Here is a 20,789-nt window from a genome sequence, read left to right on the forward strand (position 1 = left end):
TTTAAGAATTAAAAATTTACCTACTGCGCGTTTGCACCTACGTTACCTTGAGCAACAATAGTTGCTAACTCAGTTGCACTTAAATGCACATTGATATAACCATCAATACCAATTAATTCATCGTAAGTAATCGCGGCACCACCATTGGCGGTTCCGTCTGCAGCGTTATAAGCTGCAACATGAGTTTGACTCATTCCTAATGATCCGTCAACAGTAGCCAGAGTGATTAAAATATCACCGGGCGCATCTGCTACAGCACCTGCGTGAATATGCGCAGGGTGCATTCCGCCAACAGGTGTTCCTTCAATATCTAAAGTTACAAGTGTTTCACCGCTTAGGCGCTCTTCAAAAGTTGCCGTACCGCTAATACCGGGTACATCTTTTGTTCCTAAATCATAACTCATACTTTCTCCGGTAAGTTCATTTTGACCTATATCACCTTGAGCCACTAGCGTAGCCAAATTATCTGCACTTAAATGGAAGTTGATATAACCATCAAAATCTAGAAGACCTTCATAACCTATTTCGGTCCCATCGTTTAAAGCTTCAATATGCGTAACACTCATTCCGGTGGTGCCGTCTAGCGTGGTTAAGGTTTTAGCAATGCCTCCGGTTTCAGCTGCTGAGTTAAAATGAATATGTCCCGGATGCATTCCACCGTCAGGTGTTCCGTCTAACATCACCGTTACCAAAGCTGCTCCGCTTTTACGCGCAGCAAACGTTGCCGTACCACTAATTCCGGGTACATCTTTAGTTACCAGATCATACTCTTTAGTTTCTCCGGTCAACTCGTTAGCACCTATATCACCTTGAGCCACTAAAGTTGCCAAATCATCTGCGCTAAGATGAAAATTGATATACCCATCAAAGTCTAAAAGACCTTCATAGCCTATTTCAGTGCCATCGTTTAAAGCTTCGATATGCGTAACACTCATTCCGGTAGTTCCGTCAAGCGTGGTTAAGGTTTTGGCGATTCCTCCACCTTCCGCAGCAGAATTTAAATGAATATGTCCCGGATGCATTCCGCCATCAGGAGTTCCATTCAGCATTACCGTAACTAAGGCCGCCCCACTTTTACGTGCAGCAAACGTAGCCGTACCACTAATTCCGGGTACATCTTTAGTCATCAGTTCGTACTCTTTGGTATCCCCGGTCAACTCGTTAGCACCTATATCGCCCTGAGCCACCAAAGTCGCCAGATCATCTGCACTCAAATGGAAGTTGATATAACCGTCAAAATTTAAGAGTCCGTCGTAGCCAATTTCGGTACCATCGTTTAAAGCTTCGATATGCGTAACACTCATTCCGGTAGTTCCGTCAAGAGTGGTTAAGGTTTTAGCGATTCCTCCACTTTCCGCAGCAGAATTAAGATGGATGTGTCCAGGATGCATTCCTCCATCAGGAGTTCCGTCTAACATAACTGTTACCAAAGCTGCTCCACTTTTACGCGCAGCAAACGTTGCCGTACCGCTGATGCCATCAACATCTTTAGTCATCAGTTCATATTCTTTAGTATCTCCGGTCAATTCATTTTCACCAATATCCCCCTGAGCAACTAAAGTCGCCAAATCATCTGCACTCAAATGGAAGTTGATATAGCCATCGTAATCTAAAATCCCGGCATAACCTATTTGAGTCCCGTCGTTCAATGCACTAATATTAGTCTTACTCAGTCCGGTGGTGCCATCAAGAGTCGTTAGGGTAAGTGCTATATCACCTGACTCGGCAGCAGAATTGTTATGAATATGTCCCGGATGCATCCCACCATCTGGGGTTCCATCAAGCATAACTTCTAACAGCGCTTCGCCGTTTATACGTTCAGAAAATGTAGCCGTACCACTAATTCCTTCGACATCTTTAGTTACGAGATCGTAAGATTTTGTAGTTCCGGTAAGGTCATTTTGACCAATATCTCCCTGGGCTAGTAGAGTACCCAGATCATCTGCACTTGCGTGTACATTGATGTACCCGTCAAAGTCTATCAGATCATCATACGAAACCGCAGTACCCGCATTAGTTTGTGTAACATTGGTAAGGCTTCTTCTGGTAGGGCCATCTACGGCTTCTAAATCGATTGCGATCTCACCTCCTTCTGCCGCTGTATTCAAATGAATATGCGCAGGATGTGTACCTTCGGTAGGTGTTGAGAGCAGAATACTGATGTCTGTAGAGCCATCTGTTTTCTCACTGAACGTTACTGTCCCGCTAACGTCTGGGTCAGCCACAGCACTTAGATCATAGGTTGTGGTGTTTCCGGTAGATTCTCCGGGAATCACGTCAAGGCTATCGTCATCATTATCACAGGATGCTGCGATTAGCGCGACAAATAGCAAAAAATAAAACTTCTTCATAAATGAATTTTTTGATTATTTATTAATTATTAACCCCTAAAATTTATCAAACCACATTTTAAGGCTATAATAATTACGAATAGTTTAACTTTTGGGTTTTCCGAAATGTTAATTATTTTTGACGAAAATTGCTATCATGAAAAAAATCGTTGTACTTACTGGTGCGGGAATCAGCGCCGAGAGCGGACTCAGAACTTTTAGAGATGCAAACGGACTTTGGGAAGGCCATGATGTTATGGAAGTGGCAAGTCCTGAAGGTTGGCATAAAAAAAGAACTCTTGTACTTGACTTTTACAATCAGCGTAGAAGACAGTTAAAAGAAGTACAGCCTAATGCTGCGCATGACGCTTTAGTAAAACTTGAACATGCGTTTAAAGTAGACATTATTACTCAAAATGTTGACGATTTACACGAACGCGCTGGAAGCTCGTCTGTGATTCATTTGCACGGCGAACTTCTAAAAGCCCGAAGTACTCAAGACGAACATCTGGTTCTCGACTGGCACGAAGATATCAAAGAAGGAGATCTCTGTCCTAAAAAAAGTCAGCTGCGGCCGCATATTGTTTGGTTTGGTGAGATGGTGCCGCTTTTAGATACCGCTGCTGCGTTAACGGCTCAAGCTGATTATATTCTTATTGTAGGAACTTCAATGCAGGTGTACCCTGCTGCATCTTTGATCAACTATGCCAAGCCTGATGCACAGATCTTTTTTATAGATCCCAAACCCAATATTCACTCACAAGCTAATTTAAAGGTCTATGCCGAAAAGGCTTCCACCGGTGTTCCTACTGTGGTAACGCAGCTCCTAAATAATTAAGTCTGGCCGTGGTGGCCCAGTTGAGCAATACTTCGGTTTGAGCAGTATCTAGTTGCGCTTCGGTGTGAATTAAATTATAGGATTCTAACGGCATCGTTTTATGCGCTAGTACTTCTATAATTTGATTCAATTTGCTTTTCTTCCGCTTTGCGGAATACTGCTCCCATTCTGAAAAATTGAGCTGTTGCTTAGCATTTTGAATATGTTCTTTAAGATAAAAACTTGCAGGCGCCACGTGAGCATACCAGAGATAGGCCGTTTGATCGCTATGGCAGTCGTAACATGCACGTTTTAAAAGTGCCGCTACTTCAGCGGTTGATTTTGTCTCTTTTAAAAAAGGTTCTAGCGATTCGTATCCTCCTTCATTTTTGTTGATTGGAATAAACTGAATCAATACAAGGGCGACCAAGGCGAGAACTAAAAGACGTCTAATCCAATCATAATGTTATTTTTAAACTACTCTAATCAGGCTATAAAGTTATGACCGAAAAACAATGGAAAGATGAAGTTGCATTGATTTCTGCTCGACTGAAAGAGCGTGAAGCTTTAGGAAACAGAATACTCAACAATCCCAACTACATAGCGTTTTCGCTAAAACTGATACAAAAACAAGATCCGCTTATAGCCACCAACGCCGCTTACGGTCTGGACATCGCCCTCAGAAAAGATATTATTTTGCTTAAGCCTTATTTAAAGGAATTTCTTGAGGTCCTCGACCGTAATACTATCGCAACGGTTTCGAGAATCTTGGCTAAAAGCTGCGAACTTTTAACCACTGCTCACACAAAAAACAATTCTATAGCATTAAACAAAAAAGAGCAACAGCAACTGATTACCCGATGCTTTGATTGGCTAATAAACGACGAAAAAGTCGCTGTCAAGGTTTTTGCCATGCAAAGCATTTATAATTTGGGGGACACCGAACCTTGGATCAAACCGGAGCTCAAAGCCCAATTAACGCTTCAATTTGAAAACAGTACCGCTGCTTTCAAGTCGCGAGCTTCAAAAATCCTGGCACTACTCTAGCTGCTGCGTTCTGGCTACATTCTTGTAGTTTCTCGTTTGTTGCTAGCAATGAGCTGTGTATATTTGCGCTTTTAACCAAAAAGCAATTATGTCTTTATCTTTAGAAGCCGTATCACCTATAGACGGTAGATATGCCAGTAAAACCGAAGCGCTCTCCGCATACTTTTCAGAAAAAGCGCTTATAAAGTACCGCATAAAAGTTGAAATAGAATATTTTATCGCGCTTTGCGAAATTCCGCTGCCACAGCTAAGCGAATTTCCTAAAGAAACGTATCCTAAACTGCGTGCGATCTATGAAGACTTCACTACCCAAGATGCGCTTAAAGTAAAAGAAATTGAAGGCGTTACCAACCACGATGTAAAGGCGGTAGAATACTTTATCAAAGAAAAATTTGATGCTTTAGGGCTTAACGAATCTAAAGAGTTTATTCATTTTGGTCTGACCTCTCAGGATATCAATAATACGGCTATACCGCTGAGTTTAAAAGATGCCACTAATCACGTTTATCTTCCGCAGCTTTTAGAGGTTGTAGATCATTTAAAACAACTTGCAGATGAGTGGGATGGTATTTCTATGCTTGCGCGTACACACGGACAGCCGGCTTCTCCTACCCGTTTAGGCAAGGAAATTCAAGTATTCATCGTACGTCTTGAGGAGCAAATAAAACTTTTAAAAGCAGTACCAAGTGCTGCAAAATTTGGTGGCGCAACCGGAAACTACAACGCGCACCACGTGGCGTACCCGCAAATTGGCTGGAAAGCTTTTGGACATTCTTTTGTGAACGGGACACTAAAGTTGCATCACTCCTTCCCTACTACACAAATTGAGCATTACGATCATATGGCGGCTTTGTTTGATTCGGTAAAGCGTATCAACACGATTCTGATTGACCTAAACCGCGACTTCTGGCAATATATTTCTATGGAATATTTTAAGCAGAAGATCAAAAAAGGTGAAGTAGGTTCTTCGGCGATGCCGCATAAAGTGAATCCTATTGATTTTGAAAATAGCGAAGGAAACTTAGGAATAGCCAATGCGATCTTAGAACATCTTTCGGCAAAATTGCCTATATCAAGATTACAACGAGATCTTACAGATAGTACGGTTTTAAGAAATATAGGCGTGCCTTACGGCCATACTTTGATAGGTTTACAAAGCACCTTAAAAGGCTTGAACAAATTATTGCTTAACGAAAGTAAGTTTGCTGAAGATCTTGAAGATAACTGGGCGGTCGTTGCTGAAGCGATTCAGACTATTTTACGTCGAGAAGGATACGCAAATCCGTATGAGGCTTTAAAAGGACTCACACGTACCAATGAGGCAATTACCCAGAATTCTATGCACGCTTTTATAGAAACTTTAGAGGTGAGTAGCGCGATTAAAGACGAATTAAAAGCGATTACTCCGGCTAATTATACCGGTATTTAATGCAGTATAAATTTTCGCTAAATCTAGTTCTGGTAGTACTGCTTTACGCAGGAATACTCATCGCAGGACTCACCGGAATACTTACAAAAACACCGGTGCTTATAGTTTTAGCGCTTATTTTTCTGATTTTGATCATCAACTTAATAAAAACGAGACGCAAATAAGCTGCGTCTCGTTTTCATTTAGATCAAATCGTATACTTGATTGGCGATCTCTAACTCTTCATTTGTGGGGATCACCAGTACTTTCACTTTAGATGCTTCAGCCTGAATTTCGCGTAAATTTTTAGAACGCTGGCCATTTAAACTTTCATCTAAAGCAATTCCTAAATAATCCATCTCCTTACAGGCTTTGCTGCGTATCGTACTACTATTCTCTCCTATTCCGGCGGTGAATACTATAGCATCCAGACCATTTAAAGCAGCCGCATACGCACCGATGTATTTTTTGATTCGATACGCGTTCATATCTAAAGCAAGCGCACAAGTGCGGTCTCCAGATGCTGCTGCAGCCTCAATATCACGCAAATCGCTATGGCCTGTAAGACCTAGCATTCCACTTTTTTTGTTAAGCAAATCGCTGACTTCTTTGACAGAATAGCCTAAATGTTCTTGCATAAAGAACACCACACTTTGATCAATATCTCCGGCCCGCGTACCCATAATGAGTCCGTTTGCGGGGCCAAAACCCAACGAAGTATCAATGGCCTTACCGTCTTTAATTGCGGTCATACTACAGCCATTTCCTAAATGAATGGTAATAAGCTTAGCGTATGGATTATCAAGATATTCAAGGGCTTTATTACTCACATATTTGTGACTGGTTCCGTGAAAACCGTAAGCGCGAATGCGTGATTCTTCCATCAAATGTTGCGGAATCGCATATTGATACGCCTTCTGTGGAATGCTCTCGAAAAAGGCAGTATCAAAAACACAGACTTGAGGTGCTTTACTAAATAACTGCTCTGCGACTTCTATTCCGGTTAAATTCGCCGGGTTATGTAAAGGAGCCAGTGAAAACAAGCGCTTAATGTTAGCTTTAACCTCATCGTTCACTTTTATGGTTTTAGTAAACTGCTTTCCGCCATGTACCACGCGATGCCCCACCGCATCCACTTCATCAGCACTCTTGACAACTCCGATTTCTGCACTCATTAAAAGACTTGCAACTTTTTGAAGTCCTTCAGTGTGATCTTTAATATCTACCTTTTCAGAAAAATCTGCGGTTTTGGTTTTATAGGAAATGCTTCCGTTTTCGATACCTATGCGCTCAACTACTCCACTAGCCAAGACGTGCGTTTCGGGCATTTGAATAAGCTGAAACTTGATCGAAGAGCTTCCGGAGTTGATTACGAGTATATTCATTTAAAAATCTTTGTAGGAAATTAGTTAAAACCTTGCGCTTGAATAGCAGTGATGATCACGGTATTAAAAACATCTTCAATGGTGCAACCGCGACTCAAATCATTTACCGGTTTATTGAGCCCTTGCAACATTGGACCAATCGCCAAAGCGCCGGTTTCTCGCTGTACGGCCTTATATGTATTGTTACCCGTATTTAAGTCAGGAAAAATTAAAACGCTTGCCTGCCCCGCAACTTCAGAATCAGGTAATTTGCTTTTCCCAATAGCAGCATCAACGGCGGCGTCATATTGAATAGGCCCTTCGATTTTAAGATCAGGGCGTTCTTTTTTTACAATTTCGGTAGCTTCACGTACGCGATCAACATCTGCACCTTTCCCGGAAGTACCGGAAGAATACGAGAGCATAGCAATTTTAGGTTCTATACCAAAAGCGAGACTGCTTTCTGCGGAAGAAATAGCGATCTCAGCCAGTTCTGTAGCCGAAGGATTCGGGTTAATCGCACAGTCACCAAATACTGAAACGCGATCCTCAAGACACATAAAAAACACCGAAGAAACCACCGAAACACCCGGCTTGGTTTTAATAAACTGAAGCGCCGGTCTGATGGTGTGCTGCGTCGTATGCGCTGCACCACTTACCATCCCGTCGGCGTGGCCTTTATAGATCATCATCGTACCGTAGTACGAAACATCAGCCATCCAATCCCGGGCGATATCACGATTTACGTTTTTATGTTTACGCAGTTCATAAAAAGTTTCTACGTAATCATCAAAATATTCAGATTGTACAGGATTGATAACTGTAATTTTTTCTAAGTCTAAGACTAAACCCAGTTGAACGGCTTTTTCTTTGACTTTTTCAATTTCGCCAAGCAACGTGATCTGAACGATATCTAACTCTACCAATTGAATGGCCGCGGTTAAAATACGATCATCAGTACCTTCGGGCATCACGATATGTTTTTTAGCCGTACGCGCGCGTTTCATCAGTCCGTATTGAAACATTCTTGGCGTGATTCCCTTAGGTTTCAGATTGATCAAACGCTCTATGAGTTTATCAAAAGAAACTTCTTTAGAAAACACCGTTAACGAGGTTTCGATCTTTGGTTTGCTACTGGCGTAAATCTTAGATTTAATATTCCCGACTCTGTTGGTCACCGAAAACGTTCCGTCATTTACCGAAACGATAGGAACGATTTGTGACAGTCCTTGAATAAGTTGTAAAATAGGTTCCTCAGGCTTGAGTCCACCGGTTAAGATGATCCCTGAAATACGCGGATAATTGGTAGAAATATTCGCCTGAAGTGCACCAAGAATAATATCGGCGCGATCTCCGGGCGTAATCACCAGACTATCTTGTTTAAGATGCGTTAAGTAGTTGCGCAGTTGCATCGCTCCCACACCGAAATTTCCGGTTTGATTATCAAGAAATTCAGCACCAAATAAAACTTCACCATCTAATTCTTCAACGATCTCTTTAATAGTTGGATGCGCTAATTTCTCGGTATATGGAATCGCAAAAACTTCAACCGAATCCGGCAAAAAGTTGCTAAGGCCATTTTTAGCCACCATTAAATTTTCCTCTTGAACCTTGTTAGCCACCACCGCTAACACCGAAACATCACGCTCTAAAAAAGAAGTATAGGCAATCTGCAAACTACCCATAAGCTCGTCTTCGGTTTTATTTACACCGCTACCGACGAGGATGACCGGTAATCCAAGATTTTTAGCGATAAGAACATTCGTATCAAATTCAAAAACACTTCCTTCTCCTGTAAAATCAGATCCCTCTACCAACACAAAATCAAAACGATCTTCGAGATTTTTATACTTTGTAATAATGGTGTCAAGAATTTCACCAGACTTCCCTTTATTACGTTTTTTGATCAGTTGGCTGCTGGTAAACGCATAGGCATCTTCATAATCAAGCTTGATATCAAAAAAAGAAAGCACAGTACTGATGTGATTATCTTTACCTGAGCTTTTGCTATCATCAATGATTGGCCTAAAATAACCCACCTTTGCAGTTTTACCTAAAAGCGTACGCATCAAACCCAGTGAAATAATAGATTTCCCGCTATTGGGTTCGAGTGTCGCGATATAAATACCTTTATTCATGGAGAGGAGAATTGTTTGTGTAAAATTACGATTTCATAAGCAAAGAAGAACCTGATTTAAGTCATTGTTTAAACTAATTCTAAATAAAAAAAAGAGCTCCTTTAGAGCTCTTTTTACTATCTACTTTGGATTTTCACTAATTGAAAACATCCATTATACCTTCAAACTGGCCGGTGTTTAATCCTGCACTGCTTGTATCCATCGTTTCTGCGAAGCGTACCATATCTGCTACGTTCATATCATCTCCTAAAACACGTGCTAAAACAAAACCTTTATTATTATCCTGAGCAAAAACCACCACCTCGTCAATTGCGTCCTCGTCTCCTTTGATAAAAATACGCATACGTTGTTCGGTACTACCCAGCTTCATCAACTCATCGTAATGATCTCCTTTTAAAATTGCTTTTACCTTTCCGGTTTCCGAAGTATAAAAAGCGGTATCTTTAAGGGAATATGCCAACAAATTAATTTTCTTTACTGACGCTATCACCTTTTTTTGTTCAGGTGAAAGCGTTTCACTCTTAGGACTGATCAAACTTGTAGGCAGATCAACCATAATAAAGTCGTCGTTTTCTTTACTGTCTATATAATATTCTTGTAAAGACTGCTGGTTATTGCAGCTCATAAATGTCGCAACAACTACAATCAGCAAACTAAATTTGAATAGTTTCATCTTAATTGACTTTTACGTTTTTCAACTCATCGCTTCCCTTAAAATTGATGCTATTGGCGATTTTGCCGATTTCTTTAAGGTCTATATTTCCGGTGATCTTGATAAGAACGGTATCGTCATCATTAGTTTCTCCGTCAATAAACATTAAAAATTCGCTTACAAAGTCATCACTTTTGCCAGGCTTGTAGTAAAAATTCACGTTCTTACCATCGTCCTTCACGCTCATAAGTTGCTCTAGTTTTTCGCTTGCTTTATACGAGCTAAATTCTGCTTTCATCGCTTTTGCTGCGTTAACATTTTTAGTAGAAAACAACTTTATATCTTCAAGGCTATTGACCATATCGATATAATTTTTCATTTCAGGATCGTTAGAATCAAGATCCATCTTTCCTAGCAATTTGAACATCTTTTGATTCATGACCAATGAGGTCACGTCTTTCATATCTTCAAATCTGTCAAAGCTCTTTTGAGCATAAGTGCTAAGGCTTAAGCCTACTAACATTAGGGTAATTACTAATTTATTCATCGTTTTTTGATTTTGATTATTTTTTAATTTCATTGGCGGTTTCTTCAAAAGTGTCTAGCTTATCAAGCTGACCGGTGCTTTTATTCATAAAGTTACCCATCATAAACAGCGCTTGTTTTGTTTTTAAGGCTGCTACATCAGGATCTTTATAAGTACCCAAGTCGTGCTCAGAAGCTTGCTTTTGATTAAAGGTTAAAAAGAGTCCTACACACAGGATGATACTTGCGGCCACAGGCACCCAGCGCCAGGATCTTTTTGTTTCCGGCAGTACTATGGTACGATTGAAGCCCTCTTCTTTAGCTTTGGCAAAAGCCCCAAAGATGGTCACGTACTCTGCCAGATGCGGAGCCACTTTGTAACTAGTAAAGTACTCTTGCAACTGTGCTTCTTGCTCTAAGGTCGTTTCCCCCTCAAAGTAAAGCTCAAGCAATTGTTCTATTTTATTTAATTCCATAGTTGTGTTTTTTTAACAATTGTTCGCGTATTGTTTTTCGAGCTCTAGACAGCGTAACACGTACCGCTGTTTCATTTAAATCTAATTCTTTGGCAATTTCACTATTAGAATATTGTTCAACATCCCGCATATGTAAAATTAATCGTTGTTGCTCGGGTAATTCTTTCATCAATTTCAAAACCCAATTTACACTGTCATTATTTTCACTGGTTTTAACCGTATTGTAATGCTGATCTTCATAATTGCTATGTACCAGCTGCAAATTGCTACTGCTTTTTGCTTTGAGCTTGTCGTAACAATAATTTTTAGTCATCGTTACCGCAAAAGCTTCAATACTGCGCAACTTTTTTATCTTCTTACGGTTAGACCACAGTTTGATAAGAATCTCTTGAGTGGCATCTTGTGCTTCATCTTCAGAGACCAGCAAACGCTTTGCCAAGCGATACAGCCGATCCTGAATAGGAGTTACCTGTGCTAAAAACTCTTTTTGATTCATTCTTACTAGCGGTTAGTTACAAGGATGACGATCCACTATAAATTTTGTTACATTAAAAAGTATAAATACAATAATACTGCTAAATTTAGAGTTGATTAGTAAATTGCTGAAATGAAAAAAATTACCCTATCGCTAACATTGCTTACCCTACTTATACTCACTTCTTGTAGTAAGGACCGCGATGACGAACTCGCTCCATTAGCTGAACTCGAAATAGAGAACTTTATCTATAACGGGATGCAATTGTATTACCTCTATAAACCTGAAATACCTCAGTTAGGCAATACTTTTTTTGAAAGCACTACTGACCTCAATGTGTATTTGTCAGGTTTTGCAGGACCTGAAGATCTTTTTTACAACGGTCTGGTTACAGATGTTGACCGTTTTAGTTTTCTAAGTGACGATTATCGTGATTTAGAAAACAGTTTTGCCGGAGTGACTAAAACTTCAGGAATAGATTATGGACTAGCTCTTGATCGCAACGATCCTAACTTTGCCTTTGCTTACGTGCGTTATGTAATGCCCAACACTTCGGCATCTCAAAATGGCGTAACCCGCGGAATGTTATTTAACACCATTAATGGTGAGCGACTTACCACTACGGCAAATGTTGATGGTACCTATTCATTAAGCGCCAGATCGCGCGAATTGCTTAATCTTGACAGTTACACGATTGCTTTAGCCGAATTTGACAGCAACGAAGACCTGCAACCTACGGGTGTTTCCATTGATCTTGTACAAGAAGAATACACCGAAAATCCGGTGTTTATCGCCAAAACACTAGATATTGATGGCAGCAAAATAGGGTATTTGATGTATAATGCCTATCGACGAAATTTTGATAGTGATCTTAATGCCGCCTTTGCACAATTTCAGGCAGATGGTGTTACTGATCTAGTTTTAGATTTGCGTTATAATGGTGGAGGTTCGGTAGAAACTGCGATTGATTTGACATCGATGATCACTGGTCAGTTTAATGGCGAAATTATCACTCAACAGCAATGGAATCCGGAAATTCAAGCGGCGTTTGAAGCTGATGATCCTGAATCTTTAATCGATCGTTTTGACAATACCATCTCTGACGGAAGCGCGATCAACAGTCTGAACCTGTCGCGTTTATTTGTTATAGGAACCGGAAGCACCGCTTCAGCAAGTGAGTTGACCATTATAGGATTGCAACCTTATATTGACGTGCAAACTTTAGGTACAACCACCGTGGGTAAATTTCAGGCTTCGATAACACTTTACGACTCTGAAACTTTCCGCAGAAAAGATGAGACTTTAAATCCGCGGCATTTTTATGCCATTCAACCTTTAGTGTATACATATGCAAATGCGAATGGTGTAGTAGGACCGCCTGCCGGGATCACTCCGGATTTTGAATTGCGAGAAAACATTTCAAATCTGGGTACTCTAGGAGAAGCAGATGAGCCACTATTGAGTCTGGCGCTTGATCAGATCTTAGGAAGAAGCTATACTACTAAGAATAAGTCTGGTACAGTATTTGAAACTTTTGGAGAGCGTAAAAACCAAACGGCAAGCTATCAACGTATGTATATTGAAGCCTTGCCTAATTATGTAAAATAAATCATATATTCCGCAATAATTTAATTTAAACCCCCTTAACATGAAAAAGAACTTTCTTGTATTTCTATTAAGTGTATTGATTTTTTCTGCGTGTTCTAACGATGATGATGTAGCAGAAGTGGTTGAAGAACCTGAAACTGAAGAACCCACACCAGAAGAACCTGAACAGGAGGAAGAAACGCTTGATCGTGCAGACTATCCCATACAGGATTTTATGTATCTGGCTATGAATCTCTATTATCTCTACAAGGCAGATATCCCAGAGCTTGCTGATGATTACTTCACTGATGTAGATACCTATGTAGAGTACCTTGCAGAGAATACAGTTCCTGAAGATTTTTACTATGACGACCTCGTTGCAGAGCAAGATCGTTTTAGTTTTATGACGGATGATTATGTAGCTCTAGAGAACAGTTTTTCCGGAGTGAGCAAAAGTAATGGACTTAAATACAGTTTAGTTCGCTTTTCAAACTCCAATGATATTTTTGGTTACGTGCGCTATGTTGCACCCAATTCTAATGCTTCGGCTACAGCAATCAAAAGAGGAGATTTATTCTTAACAATTGATGGTACACAAATGAACCTCAGCAACTATCAGACATTACTTGCTCAAGATAGTTATACTTTAGGTTTAGCAACTATTGCTAATAATACAGTGAGCGCTACAGGAACGTCCGTTACACTTACTAAAGAAGAAGGTTTTTCAGAAAATCCTATTTTAATTGCAAAAACGTTAGACATTGATGGTCAAAAAATTGGGTATTTGATGTATAACTCTTATGTAGGTGATTATGATGACGAACTCAACGCTGCTTTTGCTGATTTTAAAGCTGATGGAATCACGGATCTTGTTTTAGATCTTCGCTACAACGGTGGTGGTTCTGTAGCAAGTGCCATTGATTTGACTTCTATGATCACCGGACAATTTGAAGGAGAAGTAATTACTAAACAACAATGGAATGCAGAGGCTCAAGCTTATTTTGAGTCTGAAAGTCCTGAAAGCTTAATCGACCGTTTTGACGGGCAAATAAGAACAGGTGAAGCAATTAACAGCTTAAACCTTACCAGACTTTATGTTATAGGAACCGAAAGTACCGCTTCTGCGAGTGAATTAACGATTATTGGTCTGCGTCCTTATATTGACGTAAAAACGATAGGAACTACTACTGTTGGTAAGTTTCAAGCATCTGTAACACTTTATGATGGAGATAACTTTACTAAACAAAACGTGAATCCAGATCATAATTACGCAATTCAGCCTTTGATTTACACGTATGCCAATGCAAATGGTGTTGTTGGCCCTCCTACGGGAATTGTACCTGATTTTGAGTTAGAAGAAGATTTGACCAACCTAGGTACTTTAGGTGAAGAAAGCGAACCACTATTAAGTTTGGCTTTAGATCAAATTCTAGGTAGAAGCCACACCAGCTCTAAAAGGAAAGCTGGTCCTGCTTATGAATTAGTAGGTGAGACTGATATGAACCAGCCTACATTCCAAAGAATGTATGCTAATGAAGTGCCACAAATCAAGAAATAAAGTTTGACGTATAGCCATAAAAAATCCGCTGATGAATTCAGCGGATTTTTTTGTTTTATATCTTTTACAATATTTAGTTAAAGTAGAAACCGTTAGGCGCAATACCAGAAGTGAAATCAGCAATAACTTCTCCATTAAGATCATAAACTACCACTTTTCCTCCTTCAGTATAATTTAAAGCGTCTGCAGCGTATATATAATTATCTTCTACCTCAAAACCATACAAACTCGTTATTTCGCTTAATTCAAATTGACTTGTTGAAGGTAATGCAGTTGCTGAAGTATTAAATCTATATACCGAGCCTCCTAAGGTATAGTAAACCATATCATCCTCAATTTCTAAATTCCCCGGATGTTGTGAACTATTATCAAATTCATAAACGACAGCATCGTTAGTATTGATATTTATTTTATAAATAGCTCCTGCTGTTTCTGAGCCGCTATAACTTGGTAAACCAGATGTATTAACCCATAAAAAATCATCCTCAACTTCCAAAGCAGTTGGCACGTCGCCTACAGTAATTGTAGATAAAACCGTATTTGAATTTGCATCTATAACAACGACTTTGTTATTAAAACTGAATCCACCCTGTAATGCAACATAGAGTTTATCATCTTCACTTACTATTTTTTCAGGACCTTCTTCAACATTTATTGTAGTGATGAATTCTAATGTATTTAGATCAAATACAGCCACATAATCATCAGTTGCTATTGTTCCATCTCCCCAATTGGTGACATACAAACGATCATTTTCAATCGCCGAATATCTTGGGTTAGCGAGATTTTCGTCAATTGTTCCAACTCGCTCTAAAGTATATCTGTTAAAAACTTCAATAGTGTTTGAAGCATTTAGAACAACATAAGCAAGATCATCTTCAAAGATCAAACTTTGGGCTGTGTCTCCTAAAGAAGTACCGTTAACTTGATTAAAAACATCATTGTTTATTGAAGATAGATTATAATTTACATAGGATAGTGTGCTGTTATTTGCTCCAAAATTCCCCTCATTTAATACAAAAAAACCACCGGTGTAATCCCCTTCAGGAAGTGGTTCTGACGCGTCATCATCATTAGAACACGAGTTCAATACAAATACGCCTAAAAGCGCAAAAAGTGCTAGTTTATTAATTTTCATAGTTGCTTGATTTATAGTTTTAAATTTAAATACATACTAAAGTTTCGCCCGGGCATCCAGCGGTTTACCACACTCTGATATTCGGCATTAAATACGTTATTTACTCGTGCACCCAACTCATAATTTTTCTCTTTACCTAAAGAATATCCTAAGCTAAAATTAGCCACAGCATACGCGTCAAGATTATACCGGCTATTGTTATCACTGCGCGTAAACACCTCTCCTACATAGATCAACTGCACTGCGGCATTAAAACGTTGAAAATCATAATTGATACCGGCGGTTGCTTTATGAAAGGGCACATAGATCAGCTGATAACCGGTTTGCGCGTTTTCAGAAACCGTATAGGCATAAGTTCCGTAGAGTTCCAGGTACTGTTTTCTGCCTAATTTTGGAGACCAATTTAAAATACTTTCAATACCATAAATGCTAACCTCTTCTTCGTTTTGAGGACGCCAAACGCCATCGCTGCCGGGCAACCAGCGAATCATTTCTGTTACCGAATTGTAATAACCTGTGAGATCCAGATTAAAATTGGCTATGCTGAGGCTCGCCCCTAACTGACCTTGTAGCGATTTCTCAGGAAGCAACTCCGCATTCCCTGCGCCTGACCAGTACAAGTCATTATAAGTTGGAATCCTAAAATTGCGCGAACCGCTTAAATTGAGGCTGAAATGCTTTGAAAATGCTTTGCTGGCAGCCACCGAGAACAAAAACGGACTTTCGTAATTATTGGTGATTTCTTTTCTAAAACCCAATTCATAATCCAGCTCATTTTTTAGCTGATGCTTCATTAATACTGCTGCCGAAAAAATATTGCGATTGTTATCACCTAAGCTTGACCCTTCTCCTGATGTATACGTATTGGTCAATACCGAATTTATCGAGAGTGCTTCAGAAAAAGCATAGGTAAGATCGTATTTAGCAATCGTGGTTTTTGCCTTTCCGAAGGAAAAATTATCAGAATCTAAATTTCCGAAGTATTTATAATATTCTTCTAAATAGGCCAGTCGCGCGATGGACGTGAAATTTGAAAAGTCATACTCCCACTCTAGTAAATTCTTCGTGTTGAGATCATCGTATTTAGTTGGGGTTTCAGAAGCTCTGATCAGCGAAAAATGCCGCTCGCCGTCAAAAACTTCGCTAAAAAACCGCAGGCTATGTTGACGACTGAGTTTAAAACCTAAACCTACATTAAGTGCTGTGTTTTGAAAATCTCCATTCAAATTTGTCCCGCCATCCGGATAATCGTAGTCATTGTCACTACTATTGTGTGCTAAAGCTATACTCAAGCTATAAGCCTGTGTTCCTAACTTAAATTGATAGCGCGCATCACGAGTATTAAAGCTTCCATACTGTAAAAACAAATTATGCTCCTGCTGTTTTATGAACTCCAGTTGAGTATTCAAGTGCACGCTTCCACCAATGGCTCCCGTTCCATAAACAACGCTTCCGCCACCGCCACGCACAGCGATCTTATCATAAGCGCCACTGTTTACCGTATTAAAATCTAATTGCCCATTAAACTGCGAATTGATGTTGATCCCATTCCAGATAACAGCCGTCTGAGATGCAGTAGTTCCTCTAAAAGATGGTGAGGAAACCATCCCTAGTCCATTTTCTTTAAAATAGATGGGGGAATTAAAATTTAACGTATTGGTCAGCAGCGGTCTGTTGAGGCGGGTAATGCTATCAGACAGATGTAAGACCGTGCGCCCCGTAGAGTATTGTTTCAGCTTTAGATCTGTGATATAGACAGAATCTAAGGCGGTAAACGCAGTGTTTTGCCCATACGTAAAACTAACGCATAGCCCTAATGCTAAGAAAAAATAGAAAACTCTTATGTTCATACTGCTCCAGACCTTTAACCCGAAAGTCTTTTGTTACTACGCGTTCTGGCAGGTCTCCTGGCTTGCGTATAAAGATTAAACCTTCCCATCACAAAAAGGACAGTGGTGTAAGTGCAATCTTTACCGTTCTAAAAGAACTAAGCTTACAGTTGCGGGAACAGCTCAGGCTTCCATTAATTCTGAATTCAGAATTCTCAATTCAAAATTAGCGTACCTGATTCCCTTTTAAGGCATTCTCATCAATGAAAATGGCCACCAAAAATCGTGGTGCGAAGTTAATCAAATAGCTTAGTTTGCATTCCTTTTTTTTATTAATCTTACTTTTGAATTTTTATAGAAATGACACCAGATCCTTTTAAACTTTAAATTTTGATCAAAAATCTTCTTTCAATATTCATTTGCATTGCGTTTTTAAACGTTGTGTCTTGTAAAAATAATACCGAAAATTCTGTTGAAACACTTCAGACTGCGTCTCAAAATACGATTGAATATGCTCAAGGGTTTACACTTAAAACCTATGATTCCTATACAATTCTAAGCGTTACCAATGCCTGGCCTGAAAGTGACAAGACTTTTAATTATATATTATTGAGAAAAGGTCAGACAGCTCCAGACAGCATTCAAGCCGATGCCGTGATTCACGTGCCTATTCAATCTATCGTGGTAACGTCAACTACGCATATTCCGGCTTTAGAACTTTTAGGCGTTGAACATTCTCTAATAGGTTTTCCTAATCTTGATTACATTTCTTCAGAAAAAACGCGCGCTTTAATTGATTCTGGCGCAATCACCGAATTAGGCCAAAACGAATCTATAAACACCGAAAAAGCCATTGACCTTGATCCTGATGTGGTGGTAAGTTTTGGCGTTGAAGGCGAAAATAAAACTTTAAGTTCTTTGCAAAGAGCCAAAATCCCTGTGCTTTACAATGGAGATTGGACGGAGCACCAACCGCTAGGCCAAGCGGAATGGATCAAATTTTTTGCTGCACTTTATGACAAGGAAAAAGAAGCAGACTCTATTTTCAAGCATATAGAAACCCGCTACACTGATCTCAAAGAAAAAGCATTAGTTGCTAAAAATAAACCCACTGTGTTAAGTGGAGCAATGTTTAAAGATGTCTGGTATTTACCCAAAGGCGACAGCTGGGCGGCCCAACTGGTTGCCGATGCTAATGCTGCGTATTTATATGCAGATACCGAGGGAACCGGAAGCGCAGCACTGAGTGTTGAATCGGTTTTAGATAAGAGTCAGACTGCAGAATTCTGGATCGCTCCCAATGCTTTTGCGAGTTATGAGGCGCTTGCAGAAGCTAATGAAGTGTACACCCAGTTTGATGCATACAAGAACAAAAGTATTTACAGCTTTGCGAAAGCTAAAGGTGCTACCGGCGGAATGCTGTATTATGAGCTCGCTCCTTCCCGCCCTGATTGGGTTTTAGAAGATTTAATCGGAATTTTTCATCCGGAATTAAAACAGGCCGGTAAACCTCATTTTTTCTTTCCACTTGACTAATAAAAAAAAGCATAGCACCCGTTTTATTTTGCTAACCGCAATGGTGCTGTTGCTGTTTTTAGCAAATATTGCCTTAGGTTCTGTAAAGATTCCTTTAGAGGCGATTTGTGACATATTTTTTGATCAAGCGAACGTAAAAGAAGCCTGGACATACATCATTCTTGATTACCGCATTCCTAAAGCTTTGGCAGCAGTGATGACCGGTAGCGGACTAGCCGTTGCGGGTTTGATGATGCAAACGCTTTTTAAGAATCCACTTGCCGGCCCGTTTGTGTTGGGTATCAGTAGCGGCGCAAGTCTTGGTGTTGCATTTTTTATTTTAGGTGGAAGTGCTCTAGGCCTGACGGCGCTGCTTGCTCCCAACGGCTGGGGAACCATCCTCGCGGCGAGTTTAGGCAGTTTTGCCGTACTGAGTATCGTGATTCTCGTAGCTGCCCGAGTGCGCGATGCGATGGCGCTACTCATCATCGGGCTGATGTTTGGCAGCCTTACCTCGGCAGTGGTAAGTATTCTCGCTTATTTTAGTCCGGCTGAAGATTTACAGCGCTATATGTTTTGGTCCTTTGGTAGCTTAGGAGATATTTCGTGGCCCGCTTTGGGCATTCTTTCGGTTTGTTATGTTATTGGCATTTTGCTCGCACTGAGCATTACTAAAAGCCTGAATAGTTTATTATTAGGAGACTATTATGCACAGACTCTGGGAGTTTCCCTAAAAAAAAGCCGATTTATCATTTTGATCGCTACAAGTATTTTAGCCGGAAGTTTAACCGCTTTTGTAGGACCAATCGCGTTTGTAGGTCTCGCTGTTCCGCATTTGATTCGGCAATGGTTTACCGCTTCCAATCATTGGGTTTTAATGCCGGCCTGTATTTTGGGAGGCGCTGTGCTGATGCTTTTTTGTGATATCATCGCTCAGATGCCGTGGTTTGAATTTACACTCCCTATCAACGCAATCACCTCGCTTATAGGTGCTCCCATTGTAATCTGGCTACTCGTACGGAAGAAAAAACTATTATTCTAATCCTATGGAACAAGCTAAATCAGTTTTACTCAAATGCGAAGCGCTTTCTGTGGGTTATACCTCTTCCTCATTAGAAAAACCAATAGTCGAAGATGCCAATCTTCAATTAAAACCTGGTATGTTCACTACTTTGGTTGGTATCAATGGTTCCGGTAAGTCTACTTTGCTGCGTAGTCTTGCTGGTTTACAAAAACCACTCTCTGGTTCTATTATATTGAATGATGTCCCGCTTAACAAACTTTCAACCGATGCGCTTTCAAAGTCCATTAGCGTTGTGCTCACCGGGCAGCAGATCTCAAAAAACCTGAGTGTTCTAGAATTAATCGCGCTGGGAAGGCAGCCTTATACCAATTGGCTAGGGAAACTTTCAGCACACGATAAAGAACATATTCATCAGGCTATTGCGTCCACACAGCTTGAAGCGCTTCAACACACTCCTTGCTATGCTTTGAGCGATGGGCAATTTCAACGTGCTTTGATCGCAAGAGCTTTAGCACAAGATACTCCCATCATTTTGCTTGACGAACCTACAACTCATCTTGATTTACATCATAAAGCCTCTATATTTACATTGCTGAGTGAGATCGCGCATAAGCACCATAAAACGGTATTGTGCACTACGCACGATATAGAATTGGTTCTTTCGCTTTGCGATGAAATGATCGTTATTCAAAATAAAAAAGCTCAGCAAAACACTCCTCAACAGCTCATTGCTGATGGCGTTTTTAACCAACTATTCCCAAGCAATCGCATTGGCTTCCATCAGAATTCCCGACGTTTTTTTATAAAGTAAGATCCTTTTTCGGCCCATAAAACATCTAGTAGAACATTACTTTATAGTCCGATAAAAGCTTTAGGGATTATGTGCTTTGGCAGCGCTAAATACCT

General features: G+C 40.1%; 19 protein-coding genes and 1 riboswitch. Of the genes, 9 read left to right on the top strand and 10 right to left on the bottom strand.

Annotation, left to right across the window (positions count from 1 at the left end; genetic code table 11):
• Positions 1-20: 20 nt before the first annotated feature.
• Positions 21-2,351 (bottom strand): hypothetical protein, encoded by a 2,331-nt coding sequence (locus LDL79_RS00480; RefSeq protein WP_225598719.1) that lies wholly within the window; start codon positions 2,349-2,351, stop codon positions 21-23.
• A gap of 136 nt (positions 2,352-2,487) precedes the next feature.
• Here LDL79_RS00480 and LDL79_RS00485 point away from each other — a divergent pair, with 136 nt between their 5' ends.
• Positions 2,488-3,168 carry an SIR2 family NAD-dependent protein deacylase gene (locus tag LDL79_RS00485; protein WP_225598720.1) on the top strand — a complete coding sequence of 227 codons (681 nt, stop codon included), beginning with the start codon at positions 2,488-2,490 and terminating at the stop codon, positions 3,166-3,168.
• On the opposite strand, the gene LDL79_RS00490 is transcribed toward LDL79_RS00485, so the two are convergent.
• A complete protein-coding gene (locus LDL79_RS00490) occupies positions 3,137-3,562 on the bottom strand; it encodes a heme-binding domain-containing protein (RefSeq protein WP_262903806.1) in 426 nt (141 codons plus the stop codon). The two genes, LDL79_RS00485 and LDL79_RS00490, sit on opposite strands and share 32 nt — an antisense overlap.
• Before the next feature lie 86 nt (positions 3,563-3,648).
• Here LDL79_RS00490 and LDL79_RS00495 point away from each other — a divergent pair, with 86 nt between their 5' ends.
• The 3 genes from LDL79_RS00495 to LDL79_RS00505 all read left to right on the top strand — a co-directional run bounded on the left by LDL79_RS00495 (position 3,649) and on the right by LDL79_RS00505 (position 5,787).
• On the top strand, positions 3,649-4,194 hold the full coding sequence (locus LDL79_RS00495) for a hypothetical protein (RefSeq protein ID WP_225598723.1): 546 nt from the start codon (positions 3,649-3,651) through the stop codon (positions 4,192-4,194).
• An 88-nt stretch (positions 4,195-4,282) separates the two neighbouring features.
• Positions 4,283-5,623 (top strand): adenylosuccinate lyase, encoded by a 1,341-nt coding sequence (gene purB, locus LDL79_RS00500; RefSeq protein ID WP_225598724.1) that lies wholly within the window; start codon positions 4,283-4,285, stop codon positions 5,621-5,623.
• Positions 5,623-5,787, top strand: a complete 165-nt coding sequence (locus LDL79_RS00505) for a hypothetical protein (protein WP_164916924.1) — start codon at positions 5,623-5,625, stop codon at positions 5,785-5,787. The genes purB and LDL79_RS00505 overlap by 1 nt, the downstream gene beginning before the upstream one ends.
• A gap of 18 nt (positions 5,788-5,805) precedes the next feature.
• Here LDL79_RS00505 and LDL79_RS00510 read toward each other — a convergent pair whose 3' ends face one another.
• The 6 genes from LDL79_RS00510 to LDL79_RS00535 form a co-directional block, all read right to left on the bottom strand.
• Positions 5,806-6,987 (bottom strand): acetate/propionate family kinase, encoded by a 1,182-nt coding sequence (locus LDL79_RS00510; protein WP_225598725.1) that lies wholly within the window; start codon positions 6,985-6,987, stop codon positions 5,806-5,808.
• 20 nt (positions 6,988-7,007) lie between these two features.
• Positions 7,008-9,104 carry a phosphate acetyltransferase gene (gene pta, locus LDL79_RS00515; protein WP_225598726.1) on the bottom strand — a complete coding sequence of 699 codons (2,097 nt, stop codon included), beginning with the start codon at positions 9,102-9,104 and terminating at the stop codon, positions 7,008-7,010.
• A gap of 136 nt (positions 9,105-9,240) precedes the next feature.
• Positions 9,241-9,777 (bottom strand): DUF4252 domain-containing protein, encoded by a 537-nt coding sequence (locus LDL79_RS00520; RefSeq protein ID WP_225598727.1) that lies wholly within the window; start codon positions 9,775-9,777, stop codon positions 9,241-9,243.
• 1 nt (position 9,778) lies between these two features.
• Positions 9,779-10,303 (bottom strand): DUF4252 domain-containing protein, encoded by a 525-nt coding sequence (locus LDL79_RS00525; protein WP_225598734.1) that lies wholly within the window; start codon positions 10,301-10,303, stop codon positions 9,779-9,781.
• Positions 10,304-10,319: 16 nt separating this feature from the next.
• A complete protein-coding gene (locus tag LDL79_RS00530; RefSeq protein WP_225598735.1) occupies positions 10,320-10,757 on the bottom strand; it encodes a hypothetical protein in 438 nt (145 codons plus the stop codon).
• The gene (locus tag LDL79_RS00535; protein WP_225598736.1) at positions 10,744-11,253 is read right to left on the bottom strand and encodes an RNA polymerase sigma factor; all 510 of its coding nucleotides are present in this window, start codon (positions 11,251-11,253) and stop codon (positions 10,744-10,746) included. The genes LDL79_RS00530 and LDL79_RS00535 overlap by 14 nt, the downstream gene beginning before the upstream one ends.
• Positions 11,254-11,364: 111 nt before the next feature.
• On the opposite strand from LDL79_RS00535, the gene LDL79_RS00540 reads away from it, so the two are divergent.
• Both LDL79_RS00540 and LDL79_RS00545 read left to right on the top strand, forming a co-directional pair.
• Positions 11,365-12,840 (top strand): S41 family peptidase, encoded by a 1,476-nt coding sequence (locus LDL79_RS00540; RefSeq protein ID WP_225598737.1) that lies wholly within the window; start codon positions 11,365-11,367, stop codon positions 12,838-12,840.
• Positions 12,841-12,880: 40 nt separating this feature from the next.
• Positions 12,881-14,377 carry a S41 family peptidase gene (locus LDL79_RS00545; protein WP_225598738.1) on the top strand — a complete coding sequence of 499 codons (1,497 nt, stop codon included), beginning with the start codon at positions 12,881-12,883 and terminating at the stop codon, positions 14,375-14,377.
• A 73-nt stretch (positions 14,378-14,450) separates the two neighbouring features.
• On the opposite strand, the gene LDL79_RS00550 is transcribed toward LDL79_RS00545, so the two are convergent.
• Both LDL79_RS00550 and LDL79_RS00555 read right to left on the bottom strand, forming a co-directional pair.
• Positions 14,451-15,515, bottom strand: coding sequence for a YncE family protein (locus tag LDL79_RS00550; RefSeq protein ID WP_225598740.1), 1,065 nt, complete (start codon positions 15,513-15,515; stop codon positions 14,451-14,453).
• Positions 15,516-15,526: 11 nt separating this feature from the next.
• Positions 15,527-17,365 carry a TonB-dependent receptor plug domain-containing protein gene (locus LDL79_RS00555; protein ID WP_225598741.1) on the bottom strand — a complete coding sequence of 613 codons (1,839 nt, stop codon included), beginning with the start codon at positions 17,363-17,365 and terminating at the stop codon, positions 15,527-15,529.
• A 30-nt stretch (positions 17,366-17,395) separates the two neighbouring features.
• A riboswitch (cobalamin riboswitch) is annotated at positions 17,396-17,640 on the bottom strand.
• A gap of 145 nt (positions 17,641-17,785) precedes the next feature.
• Here LDL79_RS00555 and LDL79_RS00560 point away from each other — a divergent pair.
• The 3 genes from LDL79_RS00560 to LDL79_RS00570 are packed head-to-tail and all read left to right on the top strand — an operon-like array spanning position 17,786 to position 20,694.
• Positions 17,786-18,880, top strand: a complete 1,095-nt coding sequence (locus LDL79_RS00560) for an ABC transporter substrate-binding protein (protein WP_225598743.1) — start codon at positions 17,786-17,788, stop codon at positions 18,878-18,880.
• Positions 18,873-19,901, top strand: coding sequence for a FecCD family ABC transporter permease (locus LDL79_RS00565; protein WP_225598745.1), 1,029 nt, complete (start codon positions 18,873-18,875; stop codon positions 19,899-19,901). The genes LDL79_RS00560 and LDL79_RS00565 overlap by 8 nt, the downstream gene beginning before the upstream one ends.
• A 4-nt stretch (positions 19,902-19,905) precedes the next feature.
• Positions 19,906-20,694 (top strand): ABC transporter ATP-binding protein, encoded by a 789-nt coding sequence (locus LDL79_RS00570; RefSeq protein ID WP_225598746.1) that lies wholly within the window; start codon positions 19,906-19,908, stop codon positions 20,692-20,694.
• Positions 20,695-20,789: the final 95 nt, after the last annotated feature.

It is taken from the genome of Leeuwenhoekiella palythoae, assembly GCF_020310025.1.
Classification (GTDB): domain Bacteria; phylum Bacteroidota; class Bacteroidia; order Flavobacteriales; family Flavobacteriaceae; genus Leeuwenhoekiella; species Leeuwenhoekiella palythoae.